Raw genomic sequence first — 26,616 nt, 5'->3', positions numbered from 1 at the left:
ATTATGATGGTTGCCTCGAAAAATATAATAAAAATACGTCCTCTTGCCCGCGGCCTGTTCTGGCTGGGGGTGGTGTTTTTCAATTTCTGTTTGTTGACTGCCGCCATGGCGGAACAGATGCTGCCGGTAACTGTTCTTTATCCCGATGTCCAGCCTCCTTACCGTGGTGTGCTGGAGCAGATAGTTGCGGGTATAACCGATGAAACCAAAAACCGTGTCAATAGTTATCCGATATCTGATGGATTTGATGTAGGTGATGTGCGGCAGCGTTTGGTGAAGCAGGATGGCGGGGTGATTGTCGGGTTGGGTAGGCGTGGCATGGAGATGGTGAAGGCATTGAGGGTGGACAAACCCGTTGTTATCGGTGCAATGATGATAACGCCGGAATCCACTCCCAGTGGATTTTCCGGAATTAGCCTTGCTCCCGATCCTGCTATCCTGTTTGGGCGGTTGCGGCAACTGGCGCCGCAGGTTAAACATGTTCATCTGATATTGAACCCGGATACCAATGCCTGGTTGATTGGCCTTGCTCGGGAGGCGGCGCGAAGCCAGGGGTTGGAGTTGATGGTTTATGAAGCGCGCGATATACGGGCCGCGGCGCGACTTTACCGCGACGTGTTTGGCATGGCACGCGGTGTTGCGGACGCGCTATGGCTGCCACCGGATAGTGATGGCCTGGATGAAAGGACAGTTTTACCCATGGTGCTGCAAGAGGCATGGGAGCGCAATGTGATTGTGTTTTCCAGTAATGCCTCACATGTCAAACGGGGCGCGCTGTTTGCCTTGTATCCCGATAATTACACGATGGGACGCAGCCTGGCATCCATGGCCATGAATCTGGCCAAAGGCCGTAGCGCAACGCTGAGTCCATTGCAGGATTTTTTGATTGCGGTGAACCTGCGCACTGCCGAGCATTTAAATCTCGACGCCCGCATTCAGCAACAGCGCGGCTTTGATCTGACGTTTCCATAGTCTTAGCTGACGTTACGCACCGTCCACGAAAAACACGAAAGACACGAAAAAAATGGGTGGGGAAGTTTGGCACAGAGAAGAGTGTTATCAGATACAAGGTGCTGTGTTTGATGTGTATCGGGAAATGGGCTGTGGTTTTCTTGAGGCTGTCTATCAAGAATGCCTGGAAAAGGAGTTGTCAAAACGCGGTGTTCCTTTTGTCGTACACCAAGAGCTGAAGCTTTTCTACAAGGGGGAAACGTTGCAGCAAACCTATATTCCTGACTTTATTTGCCATGAATCCATTATTGTTGAACTTAAAGCGCTTTCTGTCACAACTGGAGCACATAAGGCACAGGTGTTGAACTACCTGAAAGCAACGGGAATGCACTTGGGTTTGCTGGTCAACTTCGGTTGCTATCCGAAAGCAACGGTCGAACGGATTGTGCTATGAAGGTTTTTCGTGCCTTTCGTGTTTTTCGTGGACGCTGCGTAACATCAAGTCTTAATATTGATACATGGTTTATCCTAAAAAAGTCAGTTATCCACGAAAGTCACGAAAAAACACGAAAATATTCAAATACATATCGCGATTTTACTTGCTACCCATCCGGTGAATTGCTGAAGCAATCCATGTTTTTGTTTTATTTCGTGAATTTCGTGTTTTTCGTGGATAAAAAGCGGTTTTAAGGTTTATGACACTGTTTGTAAAATGGTTTGATCAATTAATCGCACGGCTGTTTCCCCGCACGATGGGTTTCCGCCGCCAATTGTCGATTGCGTTTACCGTGGGCGTCGCCGTTCTTGCCTTGGTATCCTCATTGGTAACTTCCTGGCAGGCAAGCCGGGATATCCGCGACAATTTGATCCAGCAGGGCATGCAGATCACCGGCAATTTCGCCAGGCAGAGCGAGCTCGCACTGTTGTATGGCGCGGAAGAAAATGCCCAAATTCCCGCTGCTGCAACGCTGGCATTCCCCAATATCGCTCATGTGTCGGTTTATGAACAGAACGGTGTTTCACTTCTCACCAAGGGAAAAGTTGCGGATTGGGTAGCGCCATCCCAGTGGGCGAGCAAAGATGACGCCGCTGTGCTGGCACATGAGACCGGTGAGCAATGGCACTTCCTGGCGCCGGTATACGCGGATTCCTCATCCTCTGAGAGTGACTCACCCTTTACCAGAAAAATACAAACGCGCGAATTGCTGGGCCATGTCCATGTAGTAATGAGCAAGGACAGCTTGAGCACGCTGCAAACCAATATTTTGGTGAGAAACGGAGTCACTGCGCTGACGATGGCGGGCATCCTGCTTTTGTTGTTGCAATTTATTATCACACGCATGACCAAGCCACTCAAGGATCTGGCTGATCTGATGCGGCACGCTGAGGAGGGTGGGCCGGCGGTGCGGTCAGAAGTGGCGGGGCCGAGTGAGATCACTCAAATGTCCCATGCATTCAACACCATGATGGCTGCGCTGACAGAGAACGATCTAACCCTTCGCCAACAGAAAAGAAAGCTGGAAGAAGAAGTGGAAGAACGTGAGCGGATGCAGCAGACGCTGACTGAGAGTGAAGAACGTTTGCGATCCATCATCAATAATGTGATTGACGGCATTATCATCATCAATGAAGCAGGTCTGATTGAGTTGGTGAATCCTTCCATAGAAAAAATATTTGGCTATGCGCGCCATGAACTCATTGGCGAAGATATCGCTCGATTGGTGCCGACACCCTACCGCGTCGGCCATCAGGGATATATTAAAACTTATTTGACGACAGGGGTTGCCAAGATCATCGGTGTCGGGCGTGAGGTTGGCGGTCAGCGCAAGGACGGCACTGCTTTTCCCATGGAGATTGGTGTCAGCGAGATGCGATTGGGTAATAAGCGGTTTTTCGTTGGCATCGTGCGCGACATTACGGAACGCAAGCAGACAGAACAGGAGTTGAAAAAGGCGCGTGATATGGCCCTGGAGGCCACTCGCCTCAAGTCGGAATTTCTCGCCAACATGAGCCATGAGATTCGCACGCCCATGAACGGCGTGCTGGGCATGACGCAAATGTTGCTGGATACCGAGTTGACGGCAGATCAACGTGACTTTGCCGAGATTGTAAACAGTTCCGCCGAGTCGCTGCTTGCCATCATTAACGATATTCTCGATTTTTCAAAGATCGAGGCAGGAAAAATGCGCCTGGAGAGTGTCGATTTCAATCTGGATCAGGTAGTCGAAGAGGTTGTGCAACTGTTCGCCGCGCGCGCCTATGGCAAAGGATTGCAGCTGATTTCCCTTGTTCCGGCGGATGTGCCTGTCGCATTGCACGGTGACCCAACTCGCCTGCGCCAAATCCTCTCAAATTTGATCGGAAACGCCATCAAATTTACAGAATGGGGAGAAATCATGGTGCGGGTCAGTCTTGCCGGTTCTCAGGATGATACGGTGCAATTGCGCTTTGAGATTTCCGATACGGGGGTCGGCATAACATCCGAGGCATGCCACCGCCTGTTTCAGCCTTTTACGCAGGCGGATGGTTCCATCACGCGCAAATATGGGGGCACCGGTTTGGGGCTTGCCATATCGAAGCAGTTGTCGGAATTGATGGGTGGCGAAATCGGTGTTGAGAGCGAGCCAGGAGCGGGAAGCACCTTTTGGTTTACTGCACAATTGGAAAAACAGCAGGAGAGTGCCCAGCCGGCAGCGCGTTCTCTCTATGACTTAAAAGGTATGCGGGTGCTTGTGGCAGACGAAAGTCAGGCATACTGTTCAGTTTTATGTCACGAAATTGATGCGTGGGGAGGGCACGCCGCCCCTGCCTCGGGCGCCAGCGAGGTGTTGTCTCTGTTGCGCGCCGCAGCGGCACGGGGTGAGCCTTACGATGGTGTGATCCTGGATATGCTCATGCCGGAAATGTCCGGCTGGGTATTGCCTCATGCGATTAAAGCGGATCCTGCCATTGCATCGGTTCGAATGATAATGTTGATGCCTTATAACAGGCGCGCGGATATTGAAGCGGTGCGCCAAGCTGGTATTGCAGGCATGTTGTCCAAACCCGTCAGATCTTCCTATTTTTATGATTGCCTTACTGCGGCGCAGGCTATTGGTCAGAACGCTGGAAAAGCAGAGAGTGGCGGCCGTTCGTTCATGCCGAATCCTGTTGCGCGTGCCCGCATCCTCGTGGCCGAAGACAATGCGGTGAACCAGAAAGTGGCACTGGGGATGCTGCGCAAGCTGGGCTATGAAGCGGATGTGGCAGGCAACGGTAAAGAGGCTGTGGACGCAGTATCCCGGCTGAATTACGATCTTGTTTTTATGGATATCCAGATGCCTGAGCTGGATGGATTCCAGGCCACGGCCATGATCCGTGCGCAACAGAGTAATGAGCGGCATATTCCCATTGTCGCCATGACGGCTAATGCCATGAGTGGAGATAGTATAAAATGTCTTGATGCGGGCATGGATGACTATCTGGCGAAGCCCGTCAAGATTGATATATTGCGCAAAACCCTGGAGCGCTGGTTGCCCGCACGCCTGAGGCAAAATATACACACTGAAGCTAGTACTTATGTGGAAGCCGAAGATGCGCCGCGCGAGGTGGATTCACAACGGTTACCTGCTGTGGACGGCAAGGTGATGGCTAACCTGCGCGCGCTGATGGGCACCGCATTTCCCGAGTTAATCGCTACCTTTCTGGATAGTGTGCCTCCCCGGCTTGAGGCGATGCGAGCTGCCGCAGTGGAGGGGAATGCGGCGGCACTGATACGTGAAGCGCATGGCCTGAAGGGGAGCAGCAGTAATCTGGGTGCAATGGTATTGTCGAGTTTATGTAAGGAGCTGGAACATTGCAGCCGCGATGGAACACTCGATGGGGTGGCGCAACACGTTGAGGATATCGCAGCGGAATATGCGCGCGTCAGGGGCGTCTTGCAGGAAAAAGCGGCGGTTACAACGTAATGTAGGGTGCGTTCCACGCACCAACGATGATCGTGCGTGGGACGCACCCTTGCACTTTTAACCTGGTTTTCATGCCCGATAGGTTTGGGATTTCATGCCCGGTCCGGTAGAATCTAGCCTTTCCCAACCGGATTTCAAAACTATGGAAATCATACTCGCCAATCCCCGCGGTTTTTGCGCTGGTGTCGACCGCGCCATTGATATCGTCGAGCGCGCGCTCGAGGTGTTCGGAGCCCCCATCTATGTGCGTCACGAAGTGGTGCATAACAAATTTGTCGTGGAGGACCTTCGCAACAAGGGTGCGGTATTTGTCGATGAGCTGGATCAGGTGCCGGATGATGCTACCGTAATTTTTAGCGCCCATGGTGTATCGAAGGCGGTGCGCGCGGAAGCTGAGGGGCGCGGATTGAAGGTGTTCGACGCCACCTGTCCGTTGGTGACCAAGGTGCATATTGAGGTGGTGCGTCATCTGGATGCGGGCCGTGAGATCATCATGATCGGCCATGCAGGCCACCCTGAAGTCGAGGGCACGCTCGGGCAATGGCAGGGCCAGGGCCGTATGTATTTGGTGGAAACCCCGGAGGATGTCTCTAAACTTGTTGTTGATAATCCCGACGCATTGGCCTTTGTCACCCAGACCACATTGTCTGTGGATGATGCCGCCCAGATCATCGCTGCCCTGCGTGAGTCTTTCCCCAATATCATCGGCCCACGCAAGGACGATATTTGCTATGCAACACAGAATCGTCAGGATGCCGTGAAAGATCTTGTTCAGAAAAGCGATATCGTGCTGGTGGTAGGTTCGCCCACCAGTTCAAACTCCAACCGTCTGCGTGAGATTGCCGACAGAATGGGTGTGCCCGCGTATCTTATAGACACCGCCGATGAGATCCGGCCTGAATGGCTGGAGGGCAAAAACAGCATTGGCGTCACGGCGGGCGCTTCCGCGCCGGAGGTTTTGGTGCAACAGGTAATCGATCGTCTCAAGACGCTGGGCGCGCATGATGTGCGCGAAAATCCCGGGCGTCCTGAAAATGTGGTGTTTTCCTTGCCGAAGGAATTAGCAGGATAATTGTGTAGGGTGCGTCCCACGCACCAATGATTGTGGTGCGTGGGACGCACCCTACGACTTTTGCTATATCCATGTTCAACCCACTTTTAGCAGCATCGGGTTGAATGCCTTCGATAGCAGCATGACCTTGTCGCCAATGTGGAGGTTGTGGACTTCTTCTGACGTGGCGATGACCTTTACGATCTGGTTGCTCACCAGCACGGACACAGTGTAGACCACGTCGCTGGGCTCGATCTCCAGCACCTCGCCGGTGAATTGCAGTTTTCCGCTCAAGTTGCGATTCGAAAATACCTCCGCTGGCCTGCCGGTGCGGACAATGCGGCCCTGCTCGATCACCAGCACCCGTTTGGCCAGCTTGAAAACTTCGCCGAGGTCATGGCTTACGATTAGGGTGGTGATGTTGAAAACCGTGTGGATCTTCAGTATTTCGTCCTGCAGCCGCAGCCGGGTTTCGGCATCCAGGGCGGATAGCGGCTCATCCAACAGCAGCAAGCGCGGCCTTCGCACCAGGGCGCGCGCCAGCGCCACGCGCTGCTGTTGGCCGCCGGACAGGGTCGAGGGCTTGCGGTGCTGGAGTTCGCGCAGATCCATCAGGTCGAGCAACTCTTCGACATGGCCGCGTTCCTTCCGGTTGGCAAGCGCGAACTCCAGGTTGCCGCGCACCGTCAGATTGGGGAACAGGGCATAGTCCTGGAACACCAGCCCCACACCGCGCTTCTGCGGCGCGAGATTGATGCGCCGGGCGGTGTCGAGCCACGTTTCGCCTTTCACGACCAGCCTGCCTTCGTCTGGCGTGTCGAGTCCGGCGATGATCCTGAGCAGGGTGGTCTTGCCCACCCCCGACTTGCCGAAAAGAGCCACGAATTCGCCCGGCGCCACCGCAAAGCCGACATCGAGGGTGATCCCTCCGTCCGACGTTAGCAGGTGTTTCTTGAGTTCCAGCTCGATCACGCTCAGAGCGTCCTTAAGCCGCGTTTGTTGAGCATGTAGACGACCAGTAGGATCACGAAACTGACGATAAACAACACCAGCGCGTAGAAATTGGCGGCCGCATAGTTGAGGCTCTCCACCTCGTCGTAGATGGCGAGCGATGCGACCCGAGTCTGGCCTGGAATGTTCCCCCCGATCATGAGCACCACACCGAATTCCCCGATGGTGTGGGCGAAACTCAGCACCACGCCGGCCAGCAGCGACGGCTTGATGTTTGGAAGCAGCACCTGCACGAAGGTTTGCCAGCGCGATTTTCCGAGCGTGTACGCCGCTTCGGTGAGGGAGGCGGGCAGGTTCCGGAACCCGGAGTGCACCGGATGAACCATGAACGGAAAGCTGAAGATGATGGAGGCCAGCACCAGGCCTTCAAAGGTGAACGCCAGCGGCAGATTGAATACCGATTCAGCAATGCGGCCGAACGCATGCTCCGGACTGAACGCGAGCAGCAGGTAGAAGCCGAGCACCGAGGGCGGCAGCACCAGCGGCATACTAACCAGCGTTTCCACGACTGGCCTGAAGCGGGAGCGGGTGACGGCAAGCCACCAGGCGAACGGCACCCCGATGACAAACAGGATCAGCGTGGTCACTGCGGCCAGCTTGAAGGTCAGAAACAGCGGTTGCCATTCATAGTTCACAATCGCACTCCATCAGCGTCATCTCATTGGCCTTCACCAGCCCCTCTACCTGGTCGCCGGTTTTCAGCTCCAATCGTCGCACGGAACGGCTGGTGATGATGGAAACAATCCGATTTCCCTTGTAATCCAGTGTCACCTGGCTCAGCAGGTCGCCCTCCACGATATCCTGTACCGACGCCGGAATGCGATTGCGCAGGCTGATCAAGCCAGACAGGTTTTTGGCGAGCGACACCTCCGTTTCCTTGAACAGGAGGAGGATTTCGCCCCCCAGTTTCAGGTAACCAGCGCTGTCCGGTGTTTCGACGATAATGGCGGTGAAGGTATCGCCATCCACGTCGACATCCACCAGCGATAACTGCCCCGAGGATTCAATCGCCGCAATCCTGCCGCGTAACCGGTTCATGGCAGGCCGTAGCCGTAGCGTTCGAAAATCGCCCTGGCCTTGGGCGAAAACAGAAAGTCATGGAATCGCTGCGCAGCAATGGCGTTGGTTTGCCGGCCGTGTTTCAGGATCACGGCGCCCTGTGCGATGGGATCGTAGCTCTCCTTCTTGATCTCGATCCACTTACCCTTGCCTTTCATCTCCGGCGACACGACCACGGATTTTGCAGTGAGGCCAATATCCGCGGCGCGGGAGGCAATGTATAGACTGGTCTGGGAAACGTCTTCGCCGTAAACCAGTTTGGATTCGACCGCGTCATGGAGCTTGTAATATTTAAGCACCTTGATTGCTTCCTTGCCATAAGGCGCGATCTTGGGATTGGCAATTGCTACCTTTTCAACCATGCTGTCCTTAAGGAGCTCAACGCCCTTTCCCATGTCGAGGTCTTTCATGGTCCACAATACAAGCGCGCCGTAAGCGTAGATTCTTGGAGGCCCGGCAGTGTATCTGTCCTTGTAGAGGGTTTCCGGAAACCCCATGTCAGCCGACATGAATACATCGAATGGCGCGCCGTGCCTGACCTGCGCGGTAATCTTGCCGGAGGAGGAGAATACCGGAGTGATGTCAATGCCCGTTTCCTTCTTGAATTCGGCTTGCAGATCATCGAAAGCGTACTTTACATTGGGGGCAACCGCCACTGTTAATGTTTCGGCGATGCCGGGCGCACTGAAAACAAATGACATCGAGAAAAGCAACGTGAACAAGGTTTGTTTCATTTTTGGCTCCTGGTAGAGTGGATAATGCGATAAAAACCGGAAAATTTGAATTGCCAGCACCTTAGAAATCCAACTGCGCACGCATGGTGAGAGCATCTTCGTGGCCGTCTGTCTTGCCGTTGAGGGTGACTGGGGTATGGAAACTGGTGCGCACGTAGTTGAGCATAAGCCGTGCATTCGGGTTCAAAATCCATTTGCCCCCCAGCGTCCAGGCGTTCGCCTCGTTGGTCAGCCCGGCCTTTAGCTGGCCCGTCCCCGCAGTATTGGCGATGGTGAAGCCGGAGGCGTCGAACTGGCTGTAGCGCACCCCAAGCTCAAAGGCGCCAGTTCCTTCCGTAAGCAAGACGAAGTTTTGCTTTGGTTTGATGCGGCCGAACCCTCCGTTTTTGTAGGAATCAGCATAGCGTTCTCCACTCATCAGCCAGGTGAGGCTCGTATACCACGCGGAAAGGCTGCGCTCGAAGTTTGTTCCCTGGTAGTCCGCACGGATGTATTCATCCTTGAAGTTTCATCGGGCCATAGGCAAGGGCAAGCTCTGCCCCGTCGCGAGTGCGGTCTATATCGTTGCTGAAGGCGTTGGCGGTGGCGAAGAAAGCAGTTCCCAACGCTTCGGTCTTGGCGGAAAGCGTCGCCAGCCCGTTTGCCTGTTTTCCTCTGCCGTAGAAGCCACCCACATGGAGCACGGTGTTGTTCCATTTTGCCCACTCGGCGGCGTTGCCTGTGGCGCGCAGCATGGTGTCCTTGGCACTGTTGGAATCGTCAGCATTCGGGCCGCCGCCGCTGACGACTGCAATGCTATAGTGCGTACCCTTGAGAGGTGTACCGTAGACCATGAGGCCGCGGTCAAAGGTGGCGCCCAAAAGGCTGTCCGCCAGCGACCGCTCCTGGAAGTCAATAAAGTTGGAGTTCATGGAACGTTCCAGTCCATAGTTAGGCTTGAATTGCCCTATCCGGATTTGGGCCGCTTTCCACCAGTTGAAGTCGAGATATCCGTATGTGAGTGCCGTGCTACTACCGGCGTATTCGCCCTCCACCCGCAGGGCATAGTGCTTGAGGAAGGCGAGGCTTCACTCCCAGGCGCGCCCGGCGCACGCTGAAGGTGTCTGCGGCGAAGGCATCCGGGGCATAGTTCCGGTAGTCCGCCTGTACCCGGCCATTGAGCTGCAACTTCCAGTTGCCGCTGGCATCCTCGATGTAGATGCCGTCCTTGAATCCGCCCAAGAGCGGTTCACCTTTGCTTTTGTTTAAGGCCACAAAGTCCCGTAATTCTTTGGACAGTGCCTGCATCTGCCGTTCCATCTCCCGGACGCGTGATTCCGGATCAGGCGGCGGGTCAGCGGCAAGGGCTGGGCGAAGAGAAAACACGGCGGCAAGTAGTAACGGTAGACCCCGACAGGCCGTCGCCATGAGCCTGTGATTTACGTGAGTTTGCTTTGAATACATTGTTATTTCCCCTTTCAGCCTTATCTGCCCGAGATCAAATCGGATTTCACAAAAATAAATTGTCCTATGCGCTTATGCCGAGAATGACACTACTTGCCTTGAAAACTGCGCAGGCCCGTCCCCCTTCCTTGAGATTCAGGTTTTCGGCGCTCTCATTGGTAATCAGGGCGCTGACGGTGTTGTTCCCATTCAGCGTAATGACGACATCCGTGTTGACGGCGCCGGGGATCAAGCGGGTCACCATTCCACAGAGCCGGTTTCGTGCACTCAGCTTGAGACCTGGATCATCCTCGGTAATCATTACCCAGGGTGCTTTAACGAGGGCCCAGACCTCATCACCGGCCTTCAAATCCAGGGTTTCCACGCTCTCGTGGGTGATGACGGCATAAATCATGTCGCCACTGCTCAGAGCAATCGCCACTTCGGCATTGACCGGGCCGTTCCGTATAGAGTCCACTTTCCCAAAAAACTGGTTACGTGCGCTGGTTTTCATGGTCAATCTCCTCATCAATTGATAAAAGTGCGCAAAGTTTTCGATGCCCACGCTGGCGGCGGCAAGGAATTTCTCATGCTCCCGTTGGATGAGGCGGTAGGTTTCGAGCATCTTGATTCCCTGCTCGAAAGCAAGCTACGCGCCAAAATAAAAATGTCAATATTATTCAGCTTGTTATTAAGTAATCAGGAGGCCAGGCGTGCATCGCTGTTGTACGGTTTGTAAGGTTAGTTACACAAATTGGAGGAAAAGCAGGCCGATCGAACGCGCTCCTGTTGGGCAATGCTGTGTTTTTACCCAAGCTGCGATCTTGCGACGCGCTATTCGACGTTACGCAAAAAATCCGCAGTTTTATAGAACGCAGCTGTCAATTGCTCGCGCAACTTTTCTTCGATGTACACGTCGCGCATGGCCTGGGTCATGCACATCATCCACTGATCGCGTTCCGTCTCTCCGATGGGGATGGGCAGGTGCCGCTGGCGCAAGCGGGGATGGCCGAACTTCTCGGCGTATAGTTGCGGGCCGCCGAGCCAGCCGGAGAGGAACATGAAGAGTTTTTCTTTGGCGTGTGTCAGGTCTTGGGCGTGAAGTTTTCGGATGGTTTCAGCGGCGGGATTTTCATCCATGATCTCACTACTGTCCGGAGATTTCCGGACTAACATGATTTAACCGACTGATAAAAAGCGAATAAATGATATTCATGGGTGTCACCGATTTCAATGTGTTGGAAACTACTGGATTTTTCCGGGGGTGGTTCAATGCATACGGGGAAGCTGGTGTTCGCACAACTGATGGATCATCTGCCGCTGCACACCTTCCGACGCTGCGTGGCCAAGTACCCTGGACGCTATCCGACACTCACCTTCGCGCACCTCGATCAGCTCCTGTGCATGGCCTTCGCGCAACTGATCTACCGGGAAAGCCACCGTGAAGGTGGCAATGCCTGCGCGACACCGAGACCTGCCTGCGCGCGCACTCCGCCAAGCTCTACCATCTGGGAATTCGCGGTGGCATTGCCCGCAGCACTCTGGCGGATGCCAACGAAAACCGAGATTGGCGCATCTATCAGGATTTCGCACTCAGCCTGATCCAGTCGGCGCGCAAGCTCTATGCCGAGGACAGCTTCGGCCTGGAATTGACGCATACGGTCTATGCGCTCGACTCGACCACCATCGATCTGTGCCTGGCACTCTTCCCCTGGGCGCGCTTTCGCAAACGCAAAGGCGCGGTCAAGCTCCATACGCTCCTCGATCTGCGGGGCAACATTCCGACCTTCATTCATGTCTCGGACGGCAAACTCCACGATGTAAATATACTCGACCAGATCGCCTTCGAGGCCGGCAGCTTCTACGTCATGGATCGGGGTTATATCGACTTCGCCCGGCTCCATGCCCTGCATCTGACCCAGGCCTTCTTTGTCACTCGCGCCAAATCCAACCTGCGGTACCGGCGGCTCTATTCCCATCCGGTCGACAAATCGACCGGGCTGCGGTGCGACCAAACCATCATGCTGACCGGGCCTCAGCCCAGCCAGGATTACCCGATCCAGTTGCGCCGGGTAAAGTTCTTCGATGCCAAAAACGACAAGTTACTCGTCTTTCTCACCAACACAACGATCTTCCTGCCCTGACGATCGCCGAGCTTTATCGCTGTCGTTGGCAGGTGGAACTGTTCTTCAAATGGATCAAACAGCATCTGCGGATCAAGGCGTTTTTCGGCACTTCCGAGAATGCGGTCAAGACACAGGTCTGGATTGCTATCGCTGTTTATGTGCTCGTCGCTATTCTCAAGAAACGGCTGAAATCCGAAGCTTCACTCTACACAATTCTACAGATTCTGAGCCTAACCCTGTTCGAAAAAACGCAACTCAATCAAGTTGTTACAAATATCAATCCCAGTCAGGAGGATGCGCAAATGCTTAACCAATTGAATCTATTCGAAGAAATCTCCGGACAGTAGTGAGCTCATATAGCAGATTCCGGTTTTTTTGGGCGATATCAGAAGTGTCCGGTAATTTAATTGAATAGATTCAATTGGTTATTGTCTTTCTGCATGCTCATTTGCGTCTCCGCATTTTTAAGTAATTGACCGAGTGGCGTTTTCTCGAAAAGAGTCAGGCTCAAAATCTGTAGGATTGTGTAAAGCGAAGCCTCGGTATTGAGCCGCTTTTTCACGATGGCGACCAAGACGTAAACCGCGATGGCGATCCATATTTGCGTCTTGACTGCATTCTCGGTGGTGCCATAGAACCGCTTGATTCGAAGATGCTGTTTGATCCACTTGAAGAATAGCTCGACCTGCCAGCGGCAACGATAAAGCTGAGCGATGGTCAGCGCAGGCAGGTCGAAGTTGTTGGTCAGAAAGACCAGAAACCTGTCGTGTTCGGCATCGTAGAACTTGATGCGTCGCAGGTGCTGCGGGTAATCCTTGCTGGCCTTGCGAGCAGTCAATGCAATGGTCTGGTCGCAGCGCAGTCCAGTGGACTTGTCCACGGTGCGAGATGAATGGCGCGACCAATACGACATGACTATCAAGTCGCAGCGCAGTCCAGTGGACTTGTCCACGGTGCGAGAGTAGACGCGACGAAAGAGCAGATTGGATTTGCCACGGATGACAAAGAACGCCTGTGCTTGATGCAGGGTGAACCAGCGAGCGAAGTCGGTGAAGCCACGATCCATGATGTAAAAGCTGCCGGCTTCGGGTATCAGGATATCGAGCACATTGACCTCGTGCATCTTGCCATCGCTGATGTGGATGAAGGTTGGAATGTTGCCGCGCAGGTCGAGCAGCGTATGCATCTTGACGGCAGCTTTGGTGGAGCGGAAGCGTGCCCACGGAAAGACGCTCAAGCACAGGTCGATGGTCGTGGTATCGAGTGCGTAGACCGTCTGTTCCAGTTCGACCGCAAAGCTGTCGCTGGCGTAAAGCTTTCTGGCGGTCTGGATTAAGCTCATCGCGAAATCCGCGTAGATGCGACGGTCGCGTTGCTCGTTGGCATCGGCCAGCGTGCTCTTGGCGATGTTGCCTCGTATGCCCAAGTGATAGAGCTTGGCTTGGTGGGCGCGCAGACAGGTTTCGATGTCGCGCAGGCTTTCGCGGTAAGTCAGCTGCGCGAACGCCATGCAGAGAAATTGATCGAGATGCGAAAAAGTCTTGGTGGGATATTTGGAAGGGTAGCGCTGCACGCAGCGACGGAATGTGTGAAGGGGCAAATGCTCCATGAGTTGTGCGAACACCAACTGGCCTGAATACATGACGGAAACTCCTGGGGGGAAAGCCCCAGTTTCCCAAAAAATTCACGTTCAAGTCGGTGACACCCCTAAACACACACTTTCCTATTCAACATCATCATGTTATATAGCCGTCTTTGCGAAATTGCCGGACACTTCTGGGGCGATATAAATAAATGGCGGATAAAATTTCAATTGACCAGTCCCGATTAATTTGCTGTAATTGTTCATCCGGTGAACATATGCGCCCCATGCTCGACGACGAAACCCACTACAAGATTCTGAAACTGCTGCAGGAAGATCCGCACATTAGTCAGCGCGCGCTGGCCGAGGTGCTCGGCGTCAGTCTGGGCAAAACCAACTATTGCCTCAAGGCGCTGATTGGCAAGGGCCTCATCAAAGCCAAAAACTTCCGCAACAGCAACAACAAGGCCGCCTACGCTTATTTTCTTACCCCAATGGGCATGGATGAAAAGGCCAGTGTCGCTGTCCGTTTTCTCAAGCGTAAAATGGTGGAATACGAAACGCTGCGGGGAGAGATCGAGAGCTTACGGCGTGAAGTTGGTTCTGGGCGACCGAATAACACAGCGGCACCAGTAATTGGCATAGAAGAGCCACAATTGGCAAATCCGCTGCCATGATTGTATGGTGATCGGGTCTGGAAATGGAATCAAGCCTGAATGATAATGACATACCGAATGAATTCGAGTTTGATCCCATTTTTTCGTTTATGTCACGTGATGCCACTGTAATGCATCTTACACTTGAACAGGTTCAGCTCATTCGGCAAACCGCAGAGGGCATTTTTGGTGCCGGCGTTCAAATCACCCGGTTTAGTAATAACTATGTCACCTGAAAGCTTCCCGTTTACATAAGACAATTCATGCCAAAGTGGTTATTGCTGAGCGTGAAATCCTGCTGGAATGGGTGGCTCGCATATTGACGAACCCACAAAGAATGGAAACGGATCCGGAAGACCCGGCATTGGGTCATGCTTTGGGCCGTATTCCAGAACATAGCGATAGGGTATTGCGCGTGATTTATAATAAAACGGTTAAACCGTGGCGGATTGTGACCGTTTATTTTGACCGGACACAAAAGGATAAGTTATGAGAGTACATTTTGATGAAAAGGCAGATGCGATATATATGCGTCTTGATGAATCTAAAATCGTAGAATCTCAGGAAGTCCAACCTGGAATTGTCCTTGACTTCAATGAGCATAATCAAGTCGTGGGGATTGAAATTCTAAGGGCAAAAGATCGTGTCCCCCAAGCCAATCTGAAACAGATGCAGTTTGAAGTGGCGTGAGTATTGGCTGTTCGGCTTACAGCATGGCTGAGTGTGTATTAATTATGGGTGTCAGCGGGCAAGGCAGGGCGTACCTCTCGGAGTTTCTGCTCCACAAGGGCTATGAAGTGCACGGTATCAAGCGCCGTGGATTGTTGTTTAATCCGAACCGGATTGAGCGCCTGTATCGTGGTTCTCACGAAGAAGGGGTTCGTTTCTTTTTGCATCCTGGTGAGATGAATGACTGGCAACCGCCCATCAAGAATTGCAGTAGGGGGCTAGCGCACTGATTATGAAAATTGAAATCGAATGGAATATTCGGCAGCATTCCTCAATCCGCATCAATTTGGAGGCCCATCATGCAAATAGCAATCGACTTACCCAATGACTTTGTCGCATTTCAGACAGTACCCGACATCCGGCAAGAAATTCGCACTTCTTATGCCCTTTGGCTCTACCAGCGAGAGAGGGTAACGCTTGCTAAAGCTGCAGAACTGGCAGGGGTCAACCTTTATGACTTCATGAGCATCTGCAAGACAAACCGGATACCCATTATCGACATCACGCGCGATGAGTTGCTTGAAGAACTGGCTGGATTTGACCCAACATGATTCTGGTCGCAGATGCCTCTGCGCTGATCGCCCTCGCGACCTGCGACAGCCTCGCCTTGCTTGAAGTAATCTTCGGTAACGTGCTGGTGCCCGAGGCCGTTTTTTCTGAAGTAACTACAGTTGATAGGCCCCAATCTGCTCGCCTGAGAAGCTATCTGCACGGCAAGGTTCGTGCGGTGGATATGCAGCGTTATGTTTACCTGGATGCTTTTGCCGATGCTGGCGAAACCCAAGCCATGCTGCTTTACAAGGGAAGTAGCTGCCGACTACCTACTCATTAATGACAGGCGCGGTCGTAAGGTTGCGAAAATCAACCAGATCAAAACGGTGGGCTCTCTGGGCGTATTACTTCAAGCCAAACGAATCGGTTTGATTCCTCGCGTTGCTCCCTTGGTCGAACAAATTGCCGCCAGTTCAGTCTTTATGAGCGAGAACTTGATACAATCCGTACTCGAATTGGCTGGCGAGACTGGGGGGCGAGGCTAAGCATATGGAAATCGAGTTTGACCCTATTTTTGTTCCCAATACTGTAGATGCGCTGACCGAAGGAATAGTGTTGGACATAAATGAAGCATCAGCAGCCAACCAATTCATGCTCACCAAGCTGCAAGAATCAGCGGGTTTTGCAAAAGATGTTCTGACCCGTGTCGAAGAAGAGGTTTGGAATGGCGTATGAATTCGCACAGGGTGGACACCGCCAACCATTAGAAATAGAGTGAAATAGATAAAGATGGCAGGATGCGCATTAATTACCGGTGTCACCGGGCAAGACGGGGCTTACCTCGCCGCGTTTCTGGCTCTACCAGGATTATGAAGTGCATGGCATTAAGCGCCGTGTATCGCTGTTCAACACCGGTCGGATTGATCGCTTGTATCAAGATCCGCATATGCAGAACAGAAATTTCATATTCCATTTCTTCAATTAATGAGAGTGTGGCGTTTGTATAGAGGGCTCCTCAAGGCAGGCCTATGGATGTCGTTTGCCGTCTTGGTGGGTAGGGCATCTGGATTCGTACGGGAATCTTTCGTTGCTGCAACCTATGGGGTCGGTCAGAGCGCCGATTTAGCGGTGTTAATACTCACTGTTCCAGACTTGCTAGTCAATATATTGGTAGGCGGTGCGCTCTCCGTTGCATTGATACCTGAATTCAAGCGGCTGAGCCCGAGCGAGGGCGTTAGTTTATTTCTGCAATCAAGTATCATGATTGGCGGGGTTTTTCTGCTCCTGGCCGCGTTCCTGATGATATTTTCCCAGCAGCTGATCCATTTGGTTGCCCCAGGGTTTTCTCCGGATACAGCATCACGCGCGGCTGATGTTATTAAATACGTGTTGTGGGTGATTCCGCTGACGGCCCTTGCGGGGGTGAGCACCGCCTATCTGCAGGCGCACGAGCGTTTTACCGCGCCCGCTTTCGGAACGCTAATCTTCAACATCGTAGTGATTGTTGGGTTATTTTTCTTCGTGAGCGATGAGGATTCCTTACGGCTACTATGTGGGTTTGTGATTCTTGGGGGATTACTCCGCTGGTTTTCTCAGCTTGTATGTTTGCCCAGATCATATTTGAGATCAGGGAGTTTTCGCCCTAGCTTGATTTCTCATCCGTTGCTTATCCATTATTGCCAGGCGCTGGGTGCTGGCAGTTTGCTTCTTCTCTTTCCCGTTGTTGCAAGAGCGATGGCATCATTTAACGATGAGGGAGCATTGGCGACATTCAACTATGCGACCAAATTGGTGGAGTTTCCTCTTGGCGTCAGTATTACCCTACTAGCCGTGCTCTTATTTCCGCGATTGGCTGAGGGCTTTGCGAAGGATTCATCATCCATCGAAAGCAAAAAAATCCTGCATGAAGGCGTAACGATTGTACTTATTCTCTCATTTTCAATGATGATATCTATGGCCTGGTTCAGCGCTGACTTGTCAAGACTGGCCTTTGGTTGGGGAAAAATGTCGAAAGAGGCGGTGAATAGTATCGGTGTTCTGGCTGCCATTGGATTTCTTTCGTTGCCTGCTCAGGGCGTTTCTAGTTTGGTGGTTGCCGCTTTCAATGCTAAGCGGGATACGGCGACACCTTTTTACATTAATATTGGTGCGATAATGTGCTTTCTGCCTGCGAGTTGGCTGGCAGGTCATGCTTATGGTTTGCCGGGGTTGATGGCAGCGATGACTGCAAGCTATTGGATTATCATGGTCTTGCATATTGTGGTTTTGAGAGCGAGACACAATATTTCGATAGGAAGTGCCTTGCTGAATTTAGGGGTGGTGAAGATCATTTTGGCATCGCTCATTGTGTTTTCTCCTATTGCGGCGCTCTCAGCCATGTCGGATCAAGGGCGGTTGGGCAATGTAATATGGGCCGGTGTCGGCGTTGTTTTGTTAATGATCTCCGGGATAATGGCAACAACAACTTATCGAGCATTTATTTTTGATATTATTAAGAAGCGATCACATGATTAAGCTGATGTTAATAACGAATAATCCCGAAATGGCGCAATTCGCTGTTGAGAGTGGCGTAAACCGGATATTTGTCGATCTGGAAGTGCTGGGGAAGCAGGAGCGTCAAGGACATTTGGACACCCTGATTAGTCGGCACTCTATCCAGGATGTGCAGCGTGTGCGGTTGGCCATACCGGGCTCTGAACTACTGGTGCGCCTTAACCCCTATAACGCTGGGACTGACCAAGAAATCGAGGCGGCAATCTCGGCAGGAGCGGATTTGTTGATGCTGCCCATGTTTACTCGCGTACAAGAGGTTCGCGATTTTTGCGAGCGGGTCAATGGGCGGGCGGGGGTAATACCTCTGGTGGAAACTCTGGAGGCCATGGCTACCCTCCCTGAGTTGGTAGATGTCAGTGGTGTCGCAGAAGTATACATTGGACTCAATGATTTACACCTTTGCCTAGGGCTTGATTTCATGTTTGAACTATTGGCCAATGGGATGGTTGAGAGTATGGCCAAAATCATCAAAGCAGCCAACTTACCTTTTGGTTTTGGAGGCATTGCTCGGGTGGGCGAAGGCTTGTTGTCCGCGGAAATGATCTTGGCTGAACATATGCGTCTAGGCTCGTCATCGGTTATTCTCTCGCGCACTTTTCACCGCCAGAGTCAAGAGGTCAGTGAGCTACAGGCGCATATGGATTTTAAGGAAGAGATTTGTAAGTTGCGTGAGGCCGAGGAATCATTTAAGCAGCGTACGGAAGAGGCAGCACAGCGCGATCAGCGTGCCGTTGTCGATATCGTTGCGGCAATCGCGCAGAATATCAAGCGACGCAGGGTTAAATGAAGCGGCTATTCGATGTCATGGTTTCTTCGGTTTTGCTGATCTTGGCGTCCCCCATTCTGTTGGTGGTGTCTGTTGCCATCGCGCTTGGGTCGCCTGGTGGGGTGTTGTTTCGCCAGGAACGCATCGGGCATCAAGGAAAAATCTTCAATATTCTCAAGTTTCGCAGCATGGTCAAGGAGGCCAGCAAAATTGGACCTTATTACACCACAGACCATGATCCTCGCATCACTTACATTGGTCGATTTATCCGTCGCACCAGTTTGGATGAATTGCCGCAGCTTATCAATGTGTTGAAGGGAGATATGAGCCTGGTAGGGCCGCGCCCCGATGTGCCCGCGCAGCGAATCTTGTATACTGACGCCGAGTGGCAAGAGCGGCATTCGGTCCGGCCGGGAATTACGGGCTTAGCTCAGGCCACTATACGTTCCGCAGGTACGGAAGAACAGCGCAAGGCACTGGATCTCGAATATGTGCGTCGAGCATCACTCTGGTTTGATGTGTGGATACTGCTGTTGACGGTGCGACAGGTCTTGTTGAAAGGGGGAAATTAGAGTGTGTGGCATCTTCGGTTATTTTGATCGAGCCCGCAAGCAACTCGATGCCGAGGTTCTGAAAGCGATGGGAGAGTCGATTGCCCATCGTGGCCCAGATGACTGCGGGATCTTTTCCGCCGATGGCGTGGCGATAGGTAATCAGCGACTTTCCATCATTGATATTGCTGGTGGTCATCAGCCGTTTGTGTCCGCTGATGGCATGATCTCAGTGGTGCAGAATGGCGAAATCTTTAACCATGTTGAGCTTGCCAGTGAGCTGGCGAAAGATGGCTATCCTTGTCAAACCCACTCCGACACCGAGGTGTTGCTGCGGCTGTACGAACGCGATGGTATCGATTTCGTGTCGCGGCTTAATGGCATGTTCAGCATCGCTATCTACGATGGTCGCCAGGATGCGCTCTATTTGATCCGTGATAGAGTCGGTGTGAAGCCGCTGTTTCTCTACGACGATGGTCGCCGCCTGCTTTTTGCCTCTGAGATCAAGGCCCTCCTGCGGGCAGACATTCCAAGGGAAATGAATCCAGAGGCCTTGCACCATTACCTCACATACAACTACGTCCCACCACCGCACACGATGTTTAAGGGCGTTCAACATCTAATGCCAGGGCATCTCATGCGTATTCAGCGCAATAATCAGGAGACGGTATGCTGGTGGGATCTGGCGAAGATGCGCGCCGAGGAGAAGGATGAGAGTGCGTGGATCGACGAATTCAATGCCATCCTGGACGATGCCGTGCGTTTGCGCTTGCGTTCAGATGTGCCATTTGGTGCATTCCTGTCCGGCGGTGTTGACTCCAGCACGGTTGTTGGCCTCATGGCGCGTCATATGGACAAGCCGGTTGATACCTTCTGTATCGGTTTTCATGACCCTCGCTTCGATGAGGCGCCATTCGCTCAGGCCGCAGCTGATCGTTTTGGCGCCCATCATGTGATGGAGCGGGTAGATGCCAACATGCTTGATTTATGGCCTCTGACAACCTATTTCTGTGATCAGCCACACGGCGATATCTCGTTCCTTCCGACGTACCGGGTTTCCAGTCTCGCGGCCAAGCACGTCAAGGTGGTGCTGACAGGGGATGGCGCAGATGAGTTATTTGCCGGATATGATAAATATCGGGACTTTTTCGGTGACGACTCAGTGCAAGCGCTGAGTAACGAGGCGTTTCAGCACGCCTATTACCAAAATATCAGCCTCTTCACCAATGACAAAAAGATGGTGCTGTATACGCCTGAGTTTGCCACCAAAGTCGCCGGGATTGACTCCTACGAAGTGGTGCGTCCGCTATACAATAAGGCGGCGCATATGGATCGCCTAAATCAGGCGCTATATATTGACATGATGTTACTGTTGCCAGGCAATAATCTAGTCAAGCCTGACCGCATGGGTATGGCGGTATCGCTAGAGGCCCGCACCCCCTTTCTTGACTATCGCATGATGGAATTCGCGTTCCGCATGCCAGGGCATTTCAAGCTGCGCGATGGTGAAACAAAGTACGTCTACAAAAAAGCTGTAACCCCACTTATTGGTGACACTTTAGCGTACCGAAAAAAACAAATGTTTACTGTGCCGGTGGGAGAATGGTTTAAGAATGAACTGGCGGAATATTGTCACGATCTCCTGCTGTCTCAGAGAAGTGTTGACAGAAAGATATTTGATGCTGAGTGTGTCCATTCTATGCTCGTTTCTCATCAGAATGGCAGCGCCAATTTTACGCGAGAGATTCGTGCATTGCTGGCGGTGGAAATTTGGCATCGGATTTTCATGGATAAAAACCGGCAGGGGTACCCGGTTTTAAGCGATTTAATATGAGCGTCACGCCAATACCTGCTCGCGCTTGGCTTAATGGAAGAAGCTCGAAAGCCAAGTCTGGCCAAGGAAAAATGCGTGCGCTTTGGTGGTTCATGGTCGCACTCTATATTAGTTGGGTATGGATGGGGTTTGTTGAGTTTGAGATCTGGCCCCAGGTTCTAGAATTATGGGGGCGTGAAACAGATATCACTGATTTAATCTTGCACCCGCATGGCTTGCGTTATGCGCTGGTGTTGCCGATTTTTCTGTTAAGTGATCTAACAGGCTTCTCTACCAATTGGCTTTTTTCTCAATTGGTGGCATTGCTGATTATTTTTATAGCAGTCAATGTAACCGATACGGCCCGGATGTTGTTGCATAGTCGTAAAAGCTGGGGTCTGTTGATCACTGCATCAGCTTTTTTCATGGTGCTTTCTGGATTTATGCACGGTCGGATTGCCTTTGCCCTCATGGGGATGGCTTTGTTACTACATACCATGGTGGCTTGGGATCATAGACTCCTAGGGTCGAGTGAGCTAACAGCACGGGTGCTGTTAGCTTTCTTTTTGGCCAGCGTTAGTAGTGGTACTTTTATAGTGGTAATTATAACATTCTATGGTTGGTGGTGCTGTCGTATTCTGGGGAGTCTTGGCCAAGGTAGATTATCAGTGAGAGATTGGAGAGTATTTTTATTGTTTGGAATGGCGATGCTGATGATGCTGCCATTGCTGGATAAGCTGATGATGAAAAACCTTGATTTTTATGGTGATGGATTTGATGGTCTTTGGGATATGTTGACCCATGGTGCCGGAATAATTTTCCATATAGCTGATTGGGTGGTAGTGGTGTTGAGTTTGGTAGTGTTGGCTCTATTTATAATGTTTGCTGTTGTGTTAGGGGCATTCTTTCCAATAGTGAGGCTACCAGCATATGCTACTGTTATCTCTTTAGTGGGTGGAATGTTTGGCTATTCAACGTTAGTTATGGCCATTCCTCCAGTGATGATGCTTGGTATGGTGAGCTTTGAGCATTTGAAGTTTCCTCGTCAGTCAATCGCCGAGCCATGGAAAACGAAGCGGGGGCGAGAAGCCGCCAATAGCCCTGGAGTGGCGTAGAGTTCCTTGTGGTAGCCAGTGCGTGCCGCGAAGTGACCTGTCTTGGGTCGGACATTGCAAGTGGGTGCAACCTTATGTTGAGGGGTAAAATTGAAGGCAAGGGCAAAAAGAATGCTTTTATATAGACCATCCCTTCGGGGGATATTGCTTATTTGTCTAATGATCTCAACTTGGGCCGTACAGGCGGCAGCCCCTGTGTCGCCGAAGAATGGCTTATCTGGGCGCTATAGCATAGATGGGGTACGAATATATGACTCGGCGTACCGCAGCCAATGCGAAAGCGTATGGCTGCCGGTGGGGGTGAAATCCATTTCACCCAAAGGCGCTGACGTTGTATTAGCCAAAGGTGCGGGGGGTGAAAACTACCGTGCATCGTTACTGAGCAAGGATAAACATTGTTTTGAATTGACTGTAATACGTGACGCATTGTCTGCGAATGGTATTAAGTATATGGAGAAAAAGGATCATGTAATCATCTTGAGACCTAAAAGCGTTAAATCTGAAGACTTGGCGAATGCCTTGCGTGAGATTAATTTGACTATAGAGTCGAGCGCTCCGTTGTCAAGAGAAACGCGCTCGCCTGTTGATTATATAATGTACGAGGATGGTCAGATTGGCGAACACACTACAGCAAACTATAGCACCGGGAAACCGCGGGTTAACTATCCTATCTTGCCTATTGGTTTTGATCTCTTTGTTGCAACCAATTTGGGATTAAGAGCCTATTACATAGAAAGGAATGGTACTGTTGTTTCTGAAGGCGGTGATTACAACACGGCATTCTATTCGGTGGCCGGTGGTGAAAATGATCCTCTGCTAGTATCCGCCCCAGGGCACAGGAAAATTTATGTTTACGATAAGTTGACTGGAAGATTGTCTGTTTTAATTGACGGATACGCTGCTACAAAGATAAAACAGTCGAATGGCAAGCTTTTTTTTGTTGGGTATAAAGACTTCAAGGATTGGAATAAGGCTGCATTGTATGAATATACATTCTCAACAAAAAGGATACGAAGGCTTACAGCCCCCATATTTTCTGACGTGCGAGGATTAGAATTTGGTAATGGAGAATTGTATGTTTCAGATGGGGGGCATAATAGAATCGTGGTTCTGGATACACGTACATATCGAGTCCGCTATTACTGGCTTGGCTTTACATATCCAAATGGGATCAGCTTAACCGATAGAGATACTTTGCTTGTTGCCGATGAGCATGCGGGGGTTATTAGAGAGTTAGATCCGCAAACGGGTCAAGAAGTTCGTTCTATTGGTTACAGGCTACTCCGTTTCCCTGGTCATGTCGAGGAGATAACTACTGGGCCATATAAGGGAGCGTGGCTGATCGCTGATACAGGTAATGATCGAGTGTTATTGCTTGACCCATCGACTGAAAAAATTTATGCCGAAATTAGCGGGTTGCGAGAACCATTAGATTTTGTAGTTTTCCCAAAAAGATAACGCATGAAGATTCTTGCAGTCACTTACGGCGGTGGGCATGTCGCGCTTATTGCACCAGTTGCAAAAGAACTGATGCGCAGAGGACATGATGTTACGGTGCTTGGCCTGACGACGGCGGGTAGCTATCTCAAAGGGCAGGGTATCAGCAGTATTGGATTTAAGGATTTGCTTGAGCCGTCAAATCGAGAGGCCTATGAAATTGGTTGCCGCTTGGCTCAAGACTTGGATAACGGTGGGCCTGTCAGCAAGGAGGAGACGATTGCCTATCTTGGTCTTTGTTACCAGGACTTGGTAGTCCGCATGGGTGAAAAGGTGGCGGCATCCAAGTACGCCCAAAAAGGGCGTCAAGCGTTTCTGCCGATAGGTGTAATGGAGCTGGTAATGGGTCGTTTTAAACCGGATGTAGTGTTTGCGACTAATTCCCCGCGTGCCGAACAAGCTGCCATTCTTGTCGCAGGAAAATACGGAATTCCGTCAGTATGTGCAGTTGATCTGTTTGCGTTACAAGAGGTGCAGTGGATAGGCAAGCCGGGTTATGCTTCCAAGGTATGTGTTCTCAATGAGGCCGTTAGACACATGCTTCTGGCGTATGGGCGAAAGGAAGGCGAAATTATAGTAACCGGCAATCCAGCCTTTGATCGGTTGCAGCAGGATGAAATCAGGGCTGCGGGTGTGAGGCTCAGTCATGAGCGCGGATGGAATGATGGTTTGGTAACACTGCTTTGGGCTTCCCAGGTTGAGCCGGAGCGACACCCTTTTGCGCCGCTTCGTGGAGATCCTACGTTGCCACGCAAGATTGAGGCCGTGCTGCGGCACTTTGTGCAGGGGATTCAAGGATTTCGTTTGGTGGTGAGGTATCATCCAAGTGAGAAAATTGAGTTTGTTGAGCAGTATGGCGTGACCTTCAGCCCAACTGCAGAGAGTCTGCATGCTCTATTGCACGCGGTGGATGGAGTAGTTGTGACGGCATCTACTGTAGGCCTAGAGGCGTCGATCATTGGTAAGCCAGTGGTGTCCGTTGATTGCTCTATCTTTACTGCCGATGCACCTTATTCAAAAATGGGCATCTCGCATGGCGTGCCGACACTTGATGAGTTACCCGGGGCCATTCTCAGGCTACACAAGCAAGGCCAATTCGCTAAATTCCCGAGCGATGATACAGATGGGAAGGCATTGAATGTTGTGGTGAACACCTCTGCCACGCAGAAAGTTGTAAACGTGATTGAATCGCTTTTGAAACATTATGAGGATTGTTAGTTATGGATCGCATCCAGGTTCCGCAGGAAGTAGATAAATTAAAATTCGCGGCAGATGCTCGAAATTTGGAGGCTAAGTATGGTCTTCCCGAAGAGGTGGTGTTTTGCAAGAGCTGCGTGATTTCAAATCAACGCCCTAACTCGGCCGTGGAATACAACCACACCAAAGAATCGAAGAAAAAAACCATTAACTTTGATGAAAACGGCGTGTGCGATGCTTGTAATTTTGCAGAAAATAAGCATAGCGTGATTGATTGGGATGAGCGAGAACGTCAGTTGCACGAATTGCTAGACAAACATCGCAGTAAGGACGGCAGCTACGATTGTATTGTTCCTGGTTCAGGTGGCAAAGACAGTTTTTATGCCTCGCATATTTTGCGTACCAAGTATGGTATGCACCCGTTGACCGTTACCTGGGCGCCGCACGTATATACGGAGTGGGGTTGGAGAAATTTTCAGAAATGGATTCATGCTGGTCACGACAACTATTTGATGACGCCAAATGGAAGAGTGCATCGTCTTTTAACCCGCCTTGCAGTAGATAATTTGTTCCATCCTTTTCAGGCTTTTATGTTTGGGCAAAAGTCATTGGCGCCAAAAATGGCACTATTATTCAATATCCCGTTGGTCATTTACGGGGAAAATGAGGCCGAATATGGTAACCCCATCGGCGATACCGAATCGGCAAAACGTGATTGGTCATATTTTACGGCCGAAGATCAGTCGAAAGTTCACCTGGGTGGTGTCTCGGTAGCTGATTTAAAGCGAAATTTCGGCGTAGAGCAGTGTGATTTGGCTCCCTACTTGCCTGCCAATCCAAACGAAATCGATGAGAAGAATGTAGAGGTTCATTATTTGGGCTACTACATGAAATGGCATCCTCAGTCATGTTATTACTACGCGGTTGAGCATGGTGGATTCGAAGCATCGCCAGAAAGAACCCCTGGGACATACAGCAAGTACAATAGCATTGATGATCGAATTGATGACTTCCACTACTACACAACTGGCATCAAGTTTGGAATTGGTCGCGCAAGCTATGATGCTGCGCAAGAGATTCGCTCGCGTGACATTAACCGTGAGGAGGGCGTGGCGCTAGTTAGGCGTTTTGATCATGAGTTTCCTGAGCGTTTTGCGGATGAAATTTTCAAATATTTGAGCATCCCGGCCAATGAGTTTCCTGAAGCTAGCAAGATGTTTGAGAATCCCATTATGGATAGAGCTTACTTCATGAACCTGACCGATAGTTTCCGTTCGCCTCATCTGTGGAAGTGGGAAGATGAACAGTGGAAGTTGCGCCATGCTGTGTGGCATGAAAGTTATGTGTCTAAGTAAGCCTGTGAA

29 protein-coding genes and 4 pseudogenes are annotated in these 26,616 nt (G+C 51.4%); 23 read left to right on the top strand and 10 right to left on the bottom strand.

The genetic code is table 11. The features are described 5' to 3' along the window. The first annotated feature begins 3 nt into the window (after positions 1-3). The 4 genes from M3A44_09975 (at position 4) to ispH (ending at position 5,970) form a co-directional block, all read left to right on the top strand. The gene (locus M3A44_09975; GenBank protein ID MEQ6341955.1) at positions 4-972 is read left to right on the top strand and encodes an ABC transporter substrate-binding protein; all 969 of its coding nucleotides are present in this window, start codon (positions 4-6) and stop codon (positions 970-972) included. 52 nt (positions 973-1,024) lie between these two features. Further along, positions 1,025-1,405: a GxxExxY protein gene (locus tag M3A44_09970; protein ID MEQ6341954.1), complete on the top strand. Its 381-nt coding sequence runs from the start codon at positions 1,025-1,027 to the stop codon at positions 1,403-1,405. A 241-nt stretch (positions 1,406-1,646) separates the two neighbouring features. After that, positions 1,647-4,898 carry a response regulator gene (locus tag M3A44_09965; GenBank protein ID MEQ6341953.1) on the top strand — a complete coding sequence of 1,084 codons (3,252 nt, stop codon included), beginning with the start codon at positions 1,647-1,649 and terminating at the stop codon, positions 4,896-4,898. 142 nt (positions 4,899-5,040) lie between these two features. Then, the gene (gene ispH / locus M3A44_09960) at positions 5,041-5,970 is read left to right on the top strand and encodes a 4-hydroxy-3-methylbut-2-enyl diphosphate reductase (GenBank protein MEQ6341952.1); all 930 of its coding nucleotides are present in this window, start codon (positions 5,041-5,043) and stop codon (positions 5,968-5,970) included. A 75-nt stretch (positions 5,971-6,045) separates the two neighbouring features. Here the strand turns inward: ispH and M3A44_09955 are convergent, their stop codons facing one another. From M3A44_09955 to M3A44_09915, 9 genes are all read right to left on the bottom strand, one after another. Beyond that, positions 6,046-6,921 (bottom strand): ATP-binding cassette domain-containing protein, encoded by an 876-nt coding sequence (locus M3A44_09955; protein MEQ6341951.1) that lies wholly within the window; start codon positions 6,919-6,921, stop codon positions 6,046-6,048. Positions 6,922-6,923: 2 nt separating this feature from the next. Next, positions 6,924-7,595, bottom strand: coding sequence for a molybdate ABC transporter permease subunit (gene modB / locus M3A44_09950; GenBank protein ID MEQ6341950.1), 672 nt, complete (start codon positions 7,593-7,595; stop codon positions 6,924-6,926). Further along, the gene (locus M3A44_09945; GenBank protein ID MEQ6341949.1) at positions 7,585-7,998 is read right to left on the bottom strand and encodes a TOBE domain-containing protein; all 414 of its coding nucleotides are present in this window, start codon (positions 7,996-7,998) and stop codon (positions 7,585-7,587) included. Before M3A44_09945 ends, modB begins: the two co-directional genes overlap by 11 nt. Next, on the bottom strand, positions 7,995-8,753 hold the full coding sequence (gene modA / locus M3A44_09940; GenBank protein ID MEQ6341948.1) for a molybdate ABC transporter substrate-binding protein: 759 nt from the start codon (positions 8,751-8,753) through the stop codon (positions 7,995-7,997). The genes M3A44_09945 and modA overlap by 4 nt, the downstream gene beginning before the upstream one ends. A gap of 61 nt (positions 8,754-8,814) precedes the next feature. Beyond that, positions 8,815-9,243, bottom strand: a complete 429-nt coding sequence (locus M3A44_09935) for a porin (GenBank protein MEQ6341947.1) — start codon at positions 9,241-9,243, stop codon at positions 8,815-8,817. Positions 9,244-9,247: 4 nt separating this feature from the next. Next, positions 9,248-9,787 (bottom strand): OprO/OprP family phosphate-selective porin, encoded by a 540-nt coding sequence (locus M3A44_09930; GenBank protein ID MEQ6341946.1) that lies wholly within the window; start codon positions 9,785-9,787, stop codon positions 9,248-9,250. Continuing rightward, positions 9,765-10,196, bottom strand: a complete 432-nt coding sequence (locus M3A44_09925; protein MEQ6341945.1) for a hypothetical protein — start codon at positions 10,194-10,196, stop codon at positions 9,765-9,767. The genes M3A44_09930 and M3A44_09925 overlap by 23 nt, the downstream gene beginning before the upstream one ends. Before the next feature lie 64 nt (positions 10,197-10,260). Next, positions 10,261-10,800, bottom strand: coding sequence for a TOBE domain-containing protein (locus M3A44_09920; protein ID MEQ6341944.1), 540 nt, complete (start codon positions 10,798-10,800; stop codon positions 10,261-10,263). A gap of 209 nt (positions 10,801-11,009) precedes the next feature. Beyond that, a complete protein-coding gene (locus M3A44_09915) occupies positions 11,010-11,351 on the bottom strand; it encodes a group II truncated hemoglobin (GenBank protein ID MEQ6341943.1) in 342 nt (113 codons plus the stop codon). Between the two features lie 96 nt (positions 11,352-11,447). On the opposite strand from M3A44_09915, the pseudogene M3A44_09910 reads away from it, so the two are divergent. Next, positions 11,448-12,648, top strand: a pseudogene (locus M3A44_09910) (IS4 family transposase). A 56-nt stretch (positions 12,649-12,704) separates the two neighbouring features. Here M3A44_09910 and M3A44_09905 read toward each other — a convergent pair. Continuing rightward, positions 12,705-13,943: an IS4 family transposase gene (locus tag M3A44_09905; protein ID MEQ6341942.1), complete on the bottom strand. Its 1,239-nt coding sequence runs from the start codon at positions 13,941-13,943 to the stop codon at positions 12,705-12,707. Between the two features lie 218 nt (positions 13,944-14,161). Here M3A44_09905 and M3A44_09900 point away from each other — a divergent pair. From M3A44_09900 to M3A44_09815, 18 genes and pseudogenes are all read left to right on the top strand, one after another. Continuing rightward, positions 14,162-14,485, top strand: a pseudogene (locus M3A44_09900) (MarR family EPS-associated transcriptional regulator). A 98-nt stretch (positions 14,486-14,583) separates the two neighbouring features. Further along, the gene (locus M3A44_09895) at positions 14,584-14,775 is read left to right on the top strand and encodes a hypothetical protein (GenBank protein MEQ6341941.1); all 192 of its coding nucleotides are present in this window, start codon (positions 14,584-14,586) and stop codon (positions 14,773-14,775) included. A gap of 35 nt (positions 14,776-14,810) precedes the next feature. Next, positions 14,811-15,032, top strand: a complete 222-nt coding sequence (locus M3A44_09890) for a DUF4258 domain-containing protein (GenBank protein MEQ6341940.1) — start codon at positions 14,811-14,813, stop codon at positions 15,030-15,032. Continuing rightward, positions 15,029-15,229: a DUF2283 domain-containing protein gene (locus M3A44_09885; protein ID MEQ6341939.1), complete on the top strand. Its 201-nt coding sequence runs from the start codon at positions 15,029-15,031 to the stop codon at positions 15,227-15,229. The genes M3A44_09890 and M3A44_09885 overlap by 4 nt, the downstream gene beginning before the upstream one ends. A gap of 23 nt (positions 15,230-15,252) precedes the next feature. Beyond that, positions 15,253-15,453: pseudogene (locus M3A44_09880) on the top strand (GDP-mannose 4,6-dehydratase). A 114-nt stretch (positions 15,454-15,567) separates the two neighbouring features. Beyond that, positions 15,568-15,819, top strand: coding sequence for a UPF0175 family protein (locus tag M3A44_09875; GenBank protein MEQ6341938.1), 252 nt, complete (start codon positions 15,568-15,570; stop codon positions 15,817-15,819). Further along, on the top strand, positions 15,816-16,100 hold the full coding sequence (locus tag M3A44_09870; GenBank protein MEQ6341937.1) for a hypothetical protein: 285 nt from the start codon (positions 15,816-15,818) through the stop codon (positions 16,098-16,100). Before M3A44_09875 ends, M3A44_09870 begins: the two co-directional genes overlap by 4 nt. Continuing rightward, the gene (locus M3A44_09865) at positions 16,036-16,305 is read left to right on the top strand and encodes a DUF3368 domain-containing protein (protein MEQ6341936.1); all 270 of its coding nucleotides are present in this window, start codon (positions 16,036-16,038) and stop codon (positions 16,303-16,305) included. The genes M3A44_09870 and M3A44_09865 overlap by 65 nt, the downstream gene beginning before the upstream one ends. Positions 16,306-16,309: 4 nt before the next feature. Beyond that, positions 16,310-16,495, top strand: a complete 186-nt coding sequence (locus tag M3A44_09860) for a hypothetical protein (GenBank protein MEQ6341935.1) — start codon at positions 16,310-16,312, stop codon at positions 16,493-16,495. 54 nt (positions 16,496-16,549) lie between these two features. Further along, positions 16,550-16,733, top strand: a pseudogene (locus M3A44_09855) (GDP-mannose 4,6-dehydratase). 59 nt (positions 16,734-16,792) lie between these two features. After that, the gene (locus M3A44_09850) at positions 16,793-18,274 is read left to right on the top strand and encodes a hypothetical protein (protein MEQ6341934.1); all 1,482 of its coding nucleotides are present in this window, start codon (positions 16,793-16,795) and stop codon (positions 18,272-18,274) included. Continuing rightward, a complete protein-coding gene (locus tag M3A44_09845; protein MEQ6341933.1) occupies positions 18,267-19,100 on the top strand; it encodes an HpcH/HpaI aldolase/citrate lyase family protein in 834 nt (277 codons plus the stop codon). Before M3A44_09850 ends, M3A44_09845 begins: the two co-directional genes overlap by 8 nt. Then, positions 19,097-19,651: a sugar transferase gene (locus M3A44_09840; GenBank protein ID MEQ6341932.1), complete on the top strand. Its 555-nt coding sequence runs from the start codon at positions 19,097-19,099 to the stop codon at positions 19,649-19,651. Before M3A44_09845 ends, M3A44_09840 begins: the two co-directional genes overlap by 4 nt. A gap of 1 nt (position 19,652) precedes the next feature. Next, the gene (gene asnB / locus M3A44_09835; protein ID MEQ6341931.1) at positions 19,653-21,464 is read left to right on the top strand and encodes an asparagine synthase (glutamine-hydrolyzing); all 1,812 of its coding nucleotides are present in this window, start codon (positions 19,653-19,655) and stop codon (positions 21,462-21,464) included. Next, on the top strand, positions 21,461-22,558 hold the full coding sequence (locus M3A44_09830) for a hypothetical protein (protein ID MEQ6341930.1): 1,098 nt from the start codon (positions 21,461-21,463) through the stop codon (positions 22,556-22,558). Before asnB ends, M3A44_09830 begins: the two co-directional genes overlap by 4 nt. A 300-nt stretch (positions 22,559-22,858) precedes the next feature. Continuing rightward, complete coding sequence (locus M3A44_09825; GenBank protein ID MEQ6341929.1) at positions 22,859-24,016, top strand: hypothetical protein; 1,158 nt, start codon at positions 22,859-22,861, stop codon at positions 24,014-24,016. 3 nt (positions 24,017-24,019) lie between these two features. Beyond that, the gene (locus M3A44_09820; protein MEQ6341928.1) at positions 24,020-25,273 is read left to right on the top strand and encodes a hypothetical protein; all 1,254 of its coding nucleotides are present in this window, start codon (positions 24,020-24,022) and stop codon (positions 25,271-25,273) included. Between the two features lie 2 nt (positions 25,274-25,275). Next, positions 25,276-26,607, top strand: a complete 1,332-nt coding sequence (locus M3A44_09815; GenBank protein MEQ6341927.1) for an N-acetyl sugar amidotransferase — start codon at positions 25,276-25,278, stop codon at positions 26,605-26,607. Positions 26,608-26,616 lie beyond the last annotated feature (9 nt).

This window comes from Gammaproteobacteria bacterium (assembly GCA_040183005.1).
In the GTDB taxonomy this organism is placed as follows: domain Bacteria; phylum Pseudomonadota; class Gammaproteobacteria.
The sequence above is the reverse complement of the archived record's forward strand: the minus strand, read 5'-3'. Positions and strand labels throughout refer to the sequence as shown.

Coding starts and splice junctions, on each gene's coding strand:
- M3A44_09850 (MEQ6341934.1), top strand. CDS start 16,793: ATGTCGTTTGCCGTCTTGGTGGGTAGGGCATCTGGATTCGTACGGGAA.
- M3A44_09830 (MEQ6341930.1), top strand. CDS start 21,461: ATGAGCGTCACGCCAATACCTGCTCGCGCTTGGCTTAATGGAAGAAGC.
- ispH (MEQ6341952.1), top strand. CDS start 5,041: ATGGAAATCATACTCGCCAATCCCCGCGGTTTTTGCGCTGGTGTCGAC.
- M3A44_09905 (MEQ6341942.1), bottom strand. CDS start 13,943: ATGTATTCAGGCCAGTTGGTGTTCGCACAACTCATGGAGCATTTGCCC.
- M3A44_09840 (MEQ6341932.1), top strand. CDS start 19,097: ATGAAGCGGCTATTCGATGTCATGGTTTCTTCGGTTTTGCTGATCTTG.
- M3A44_09895 (MEQ6341941.1), top strand. CDS start 14,584: ATGGAATCAAGCCTGAATGATAATGACATACCGAATGAATTCGAGTTT.
- M3A44_09925 (MEQ6341945.1), bottom strand. CDS start 10,196: ATGTATTCAAAGCAAACTCACGTAAATCACAGGCTCATGGCGACGGCC.
- M3A44_09915 (MEQ6341943.1), bottom strand. CDS start 11,351: ATGTTAGTCCGGAAATCTCCGGACAGTAGTGAGATCATGGATGAAAAT.
- M3A44_09865 (MEQ6341936.1), top strand. CDS start 16,036: ATGCTGGCGAAACCCAAGCCATGCTGCTTTACAAGGGAAGTAGCTGCC.
- M3A44_09885 (MEQ6341939.1), top strand. CDS start 15,029: ATGAGAGTACATTTTGATGAAAAGGCAGATGCGATATATATGCGTCTT.
- M3A44_09815 (MEQ6341927.1), top strand. CDS start 25,276: ATGGATCGCATCCAGGTTCCGCAGGAAGTAGATAAATTAAAATTCGCG.
- M3A44_09970 (MEQ6341954.1), top strand. CDS start 1,025: ATGGGTGGGGAAGTTTGGCACAGAGAAGAGTGTTATCAGATACAAGGT.
- M3A44_09975 (MEQ6341955.1), top strand. CDS start 4: ATGATGGTTGCCTCGAAAAATATAATAAAAATACGTCCTCTTGCCCGC.
- modA (MEQ6341948.1), bottom strand. CDS start 8,753: ATGAAACAAACCTTGTTCACGTTGCTTTTCTCGATGTCATTTGTTTTC.
- M3A44_09820 (MEQ6341928.1), top strand. CDS start 24,020: ATGAAGATTCTTGCAGTCACTTACGGCGGTGGGCATGTCGCGCTTATT.
- M3A44_09945 (MEQ6341949.1), bottom strand. CDS start 7,998: ATGAACCGGTTACGCGGCAGGATTGCGGCGATTGAATCCTCGGGGCAG.
- M3A44_09920 (MEQ6341944.1), bottom strand. CDS start 10,800: ATGCTCGAAACCTACCGCCTCATCCAACGGGAGCATGAGAAATTCCTT.
- M3A44_09860 (MEQ6341935.1), top strand. CDS start 16,310: ATGGAAATCGAGTTTGACCCTATTTTTGTTCCCAATACTGTAGATGCG.
- M3A44_09965 (MEQ6341953.1), top strand. CDS start 1,647: ATGACACTGTTTGTAAAATGGTTTGATCAATTAATCGCACGGCTGTTT.
- M3A44_09845 (MEQ6341933.1), top strand. CDS start 18,267: ATGATTAAGCTGATGTTAATAACGAATAATCCCGAAATGGCGCAATTC.
- M3A44_09875 (MEQ6341938.1), top strand. CDS start 15,568: ATGCAAATAGCAATCGACTTACCCAATGACTTTGTCGCATTTCAGACA.
- M3A44_09870 (MEQ6341937.1), top strand. CDS start 15,816: ATGATTCTGGTCGCAGATGCCTCTGCGCTGATCGCCCTCGCGACCTGC.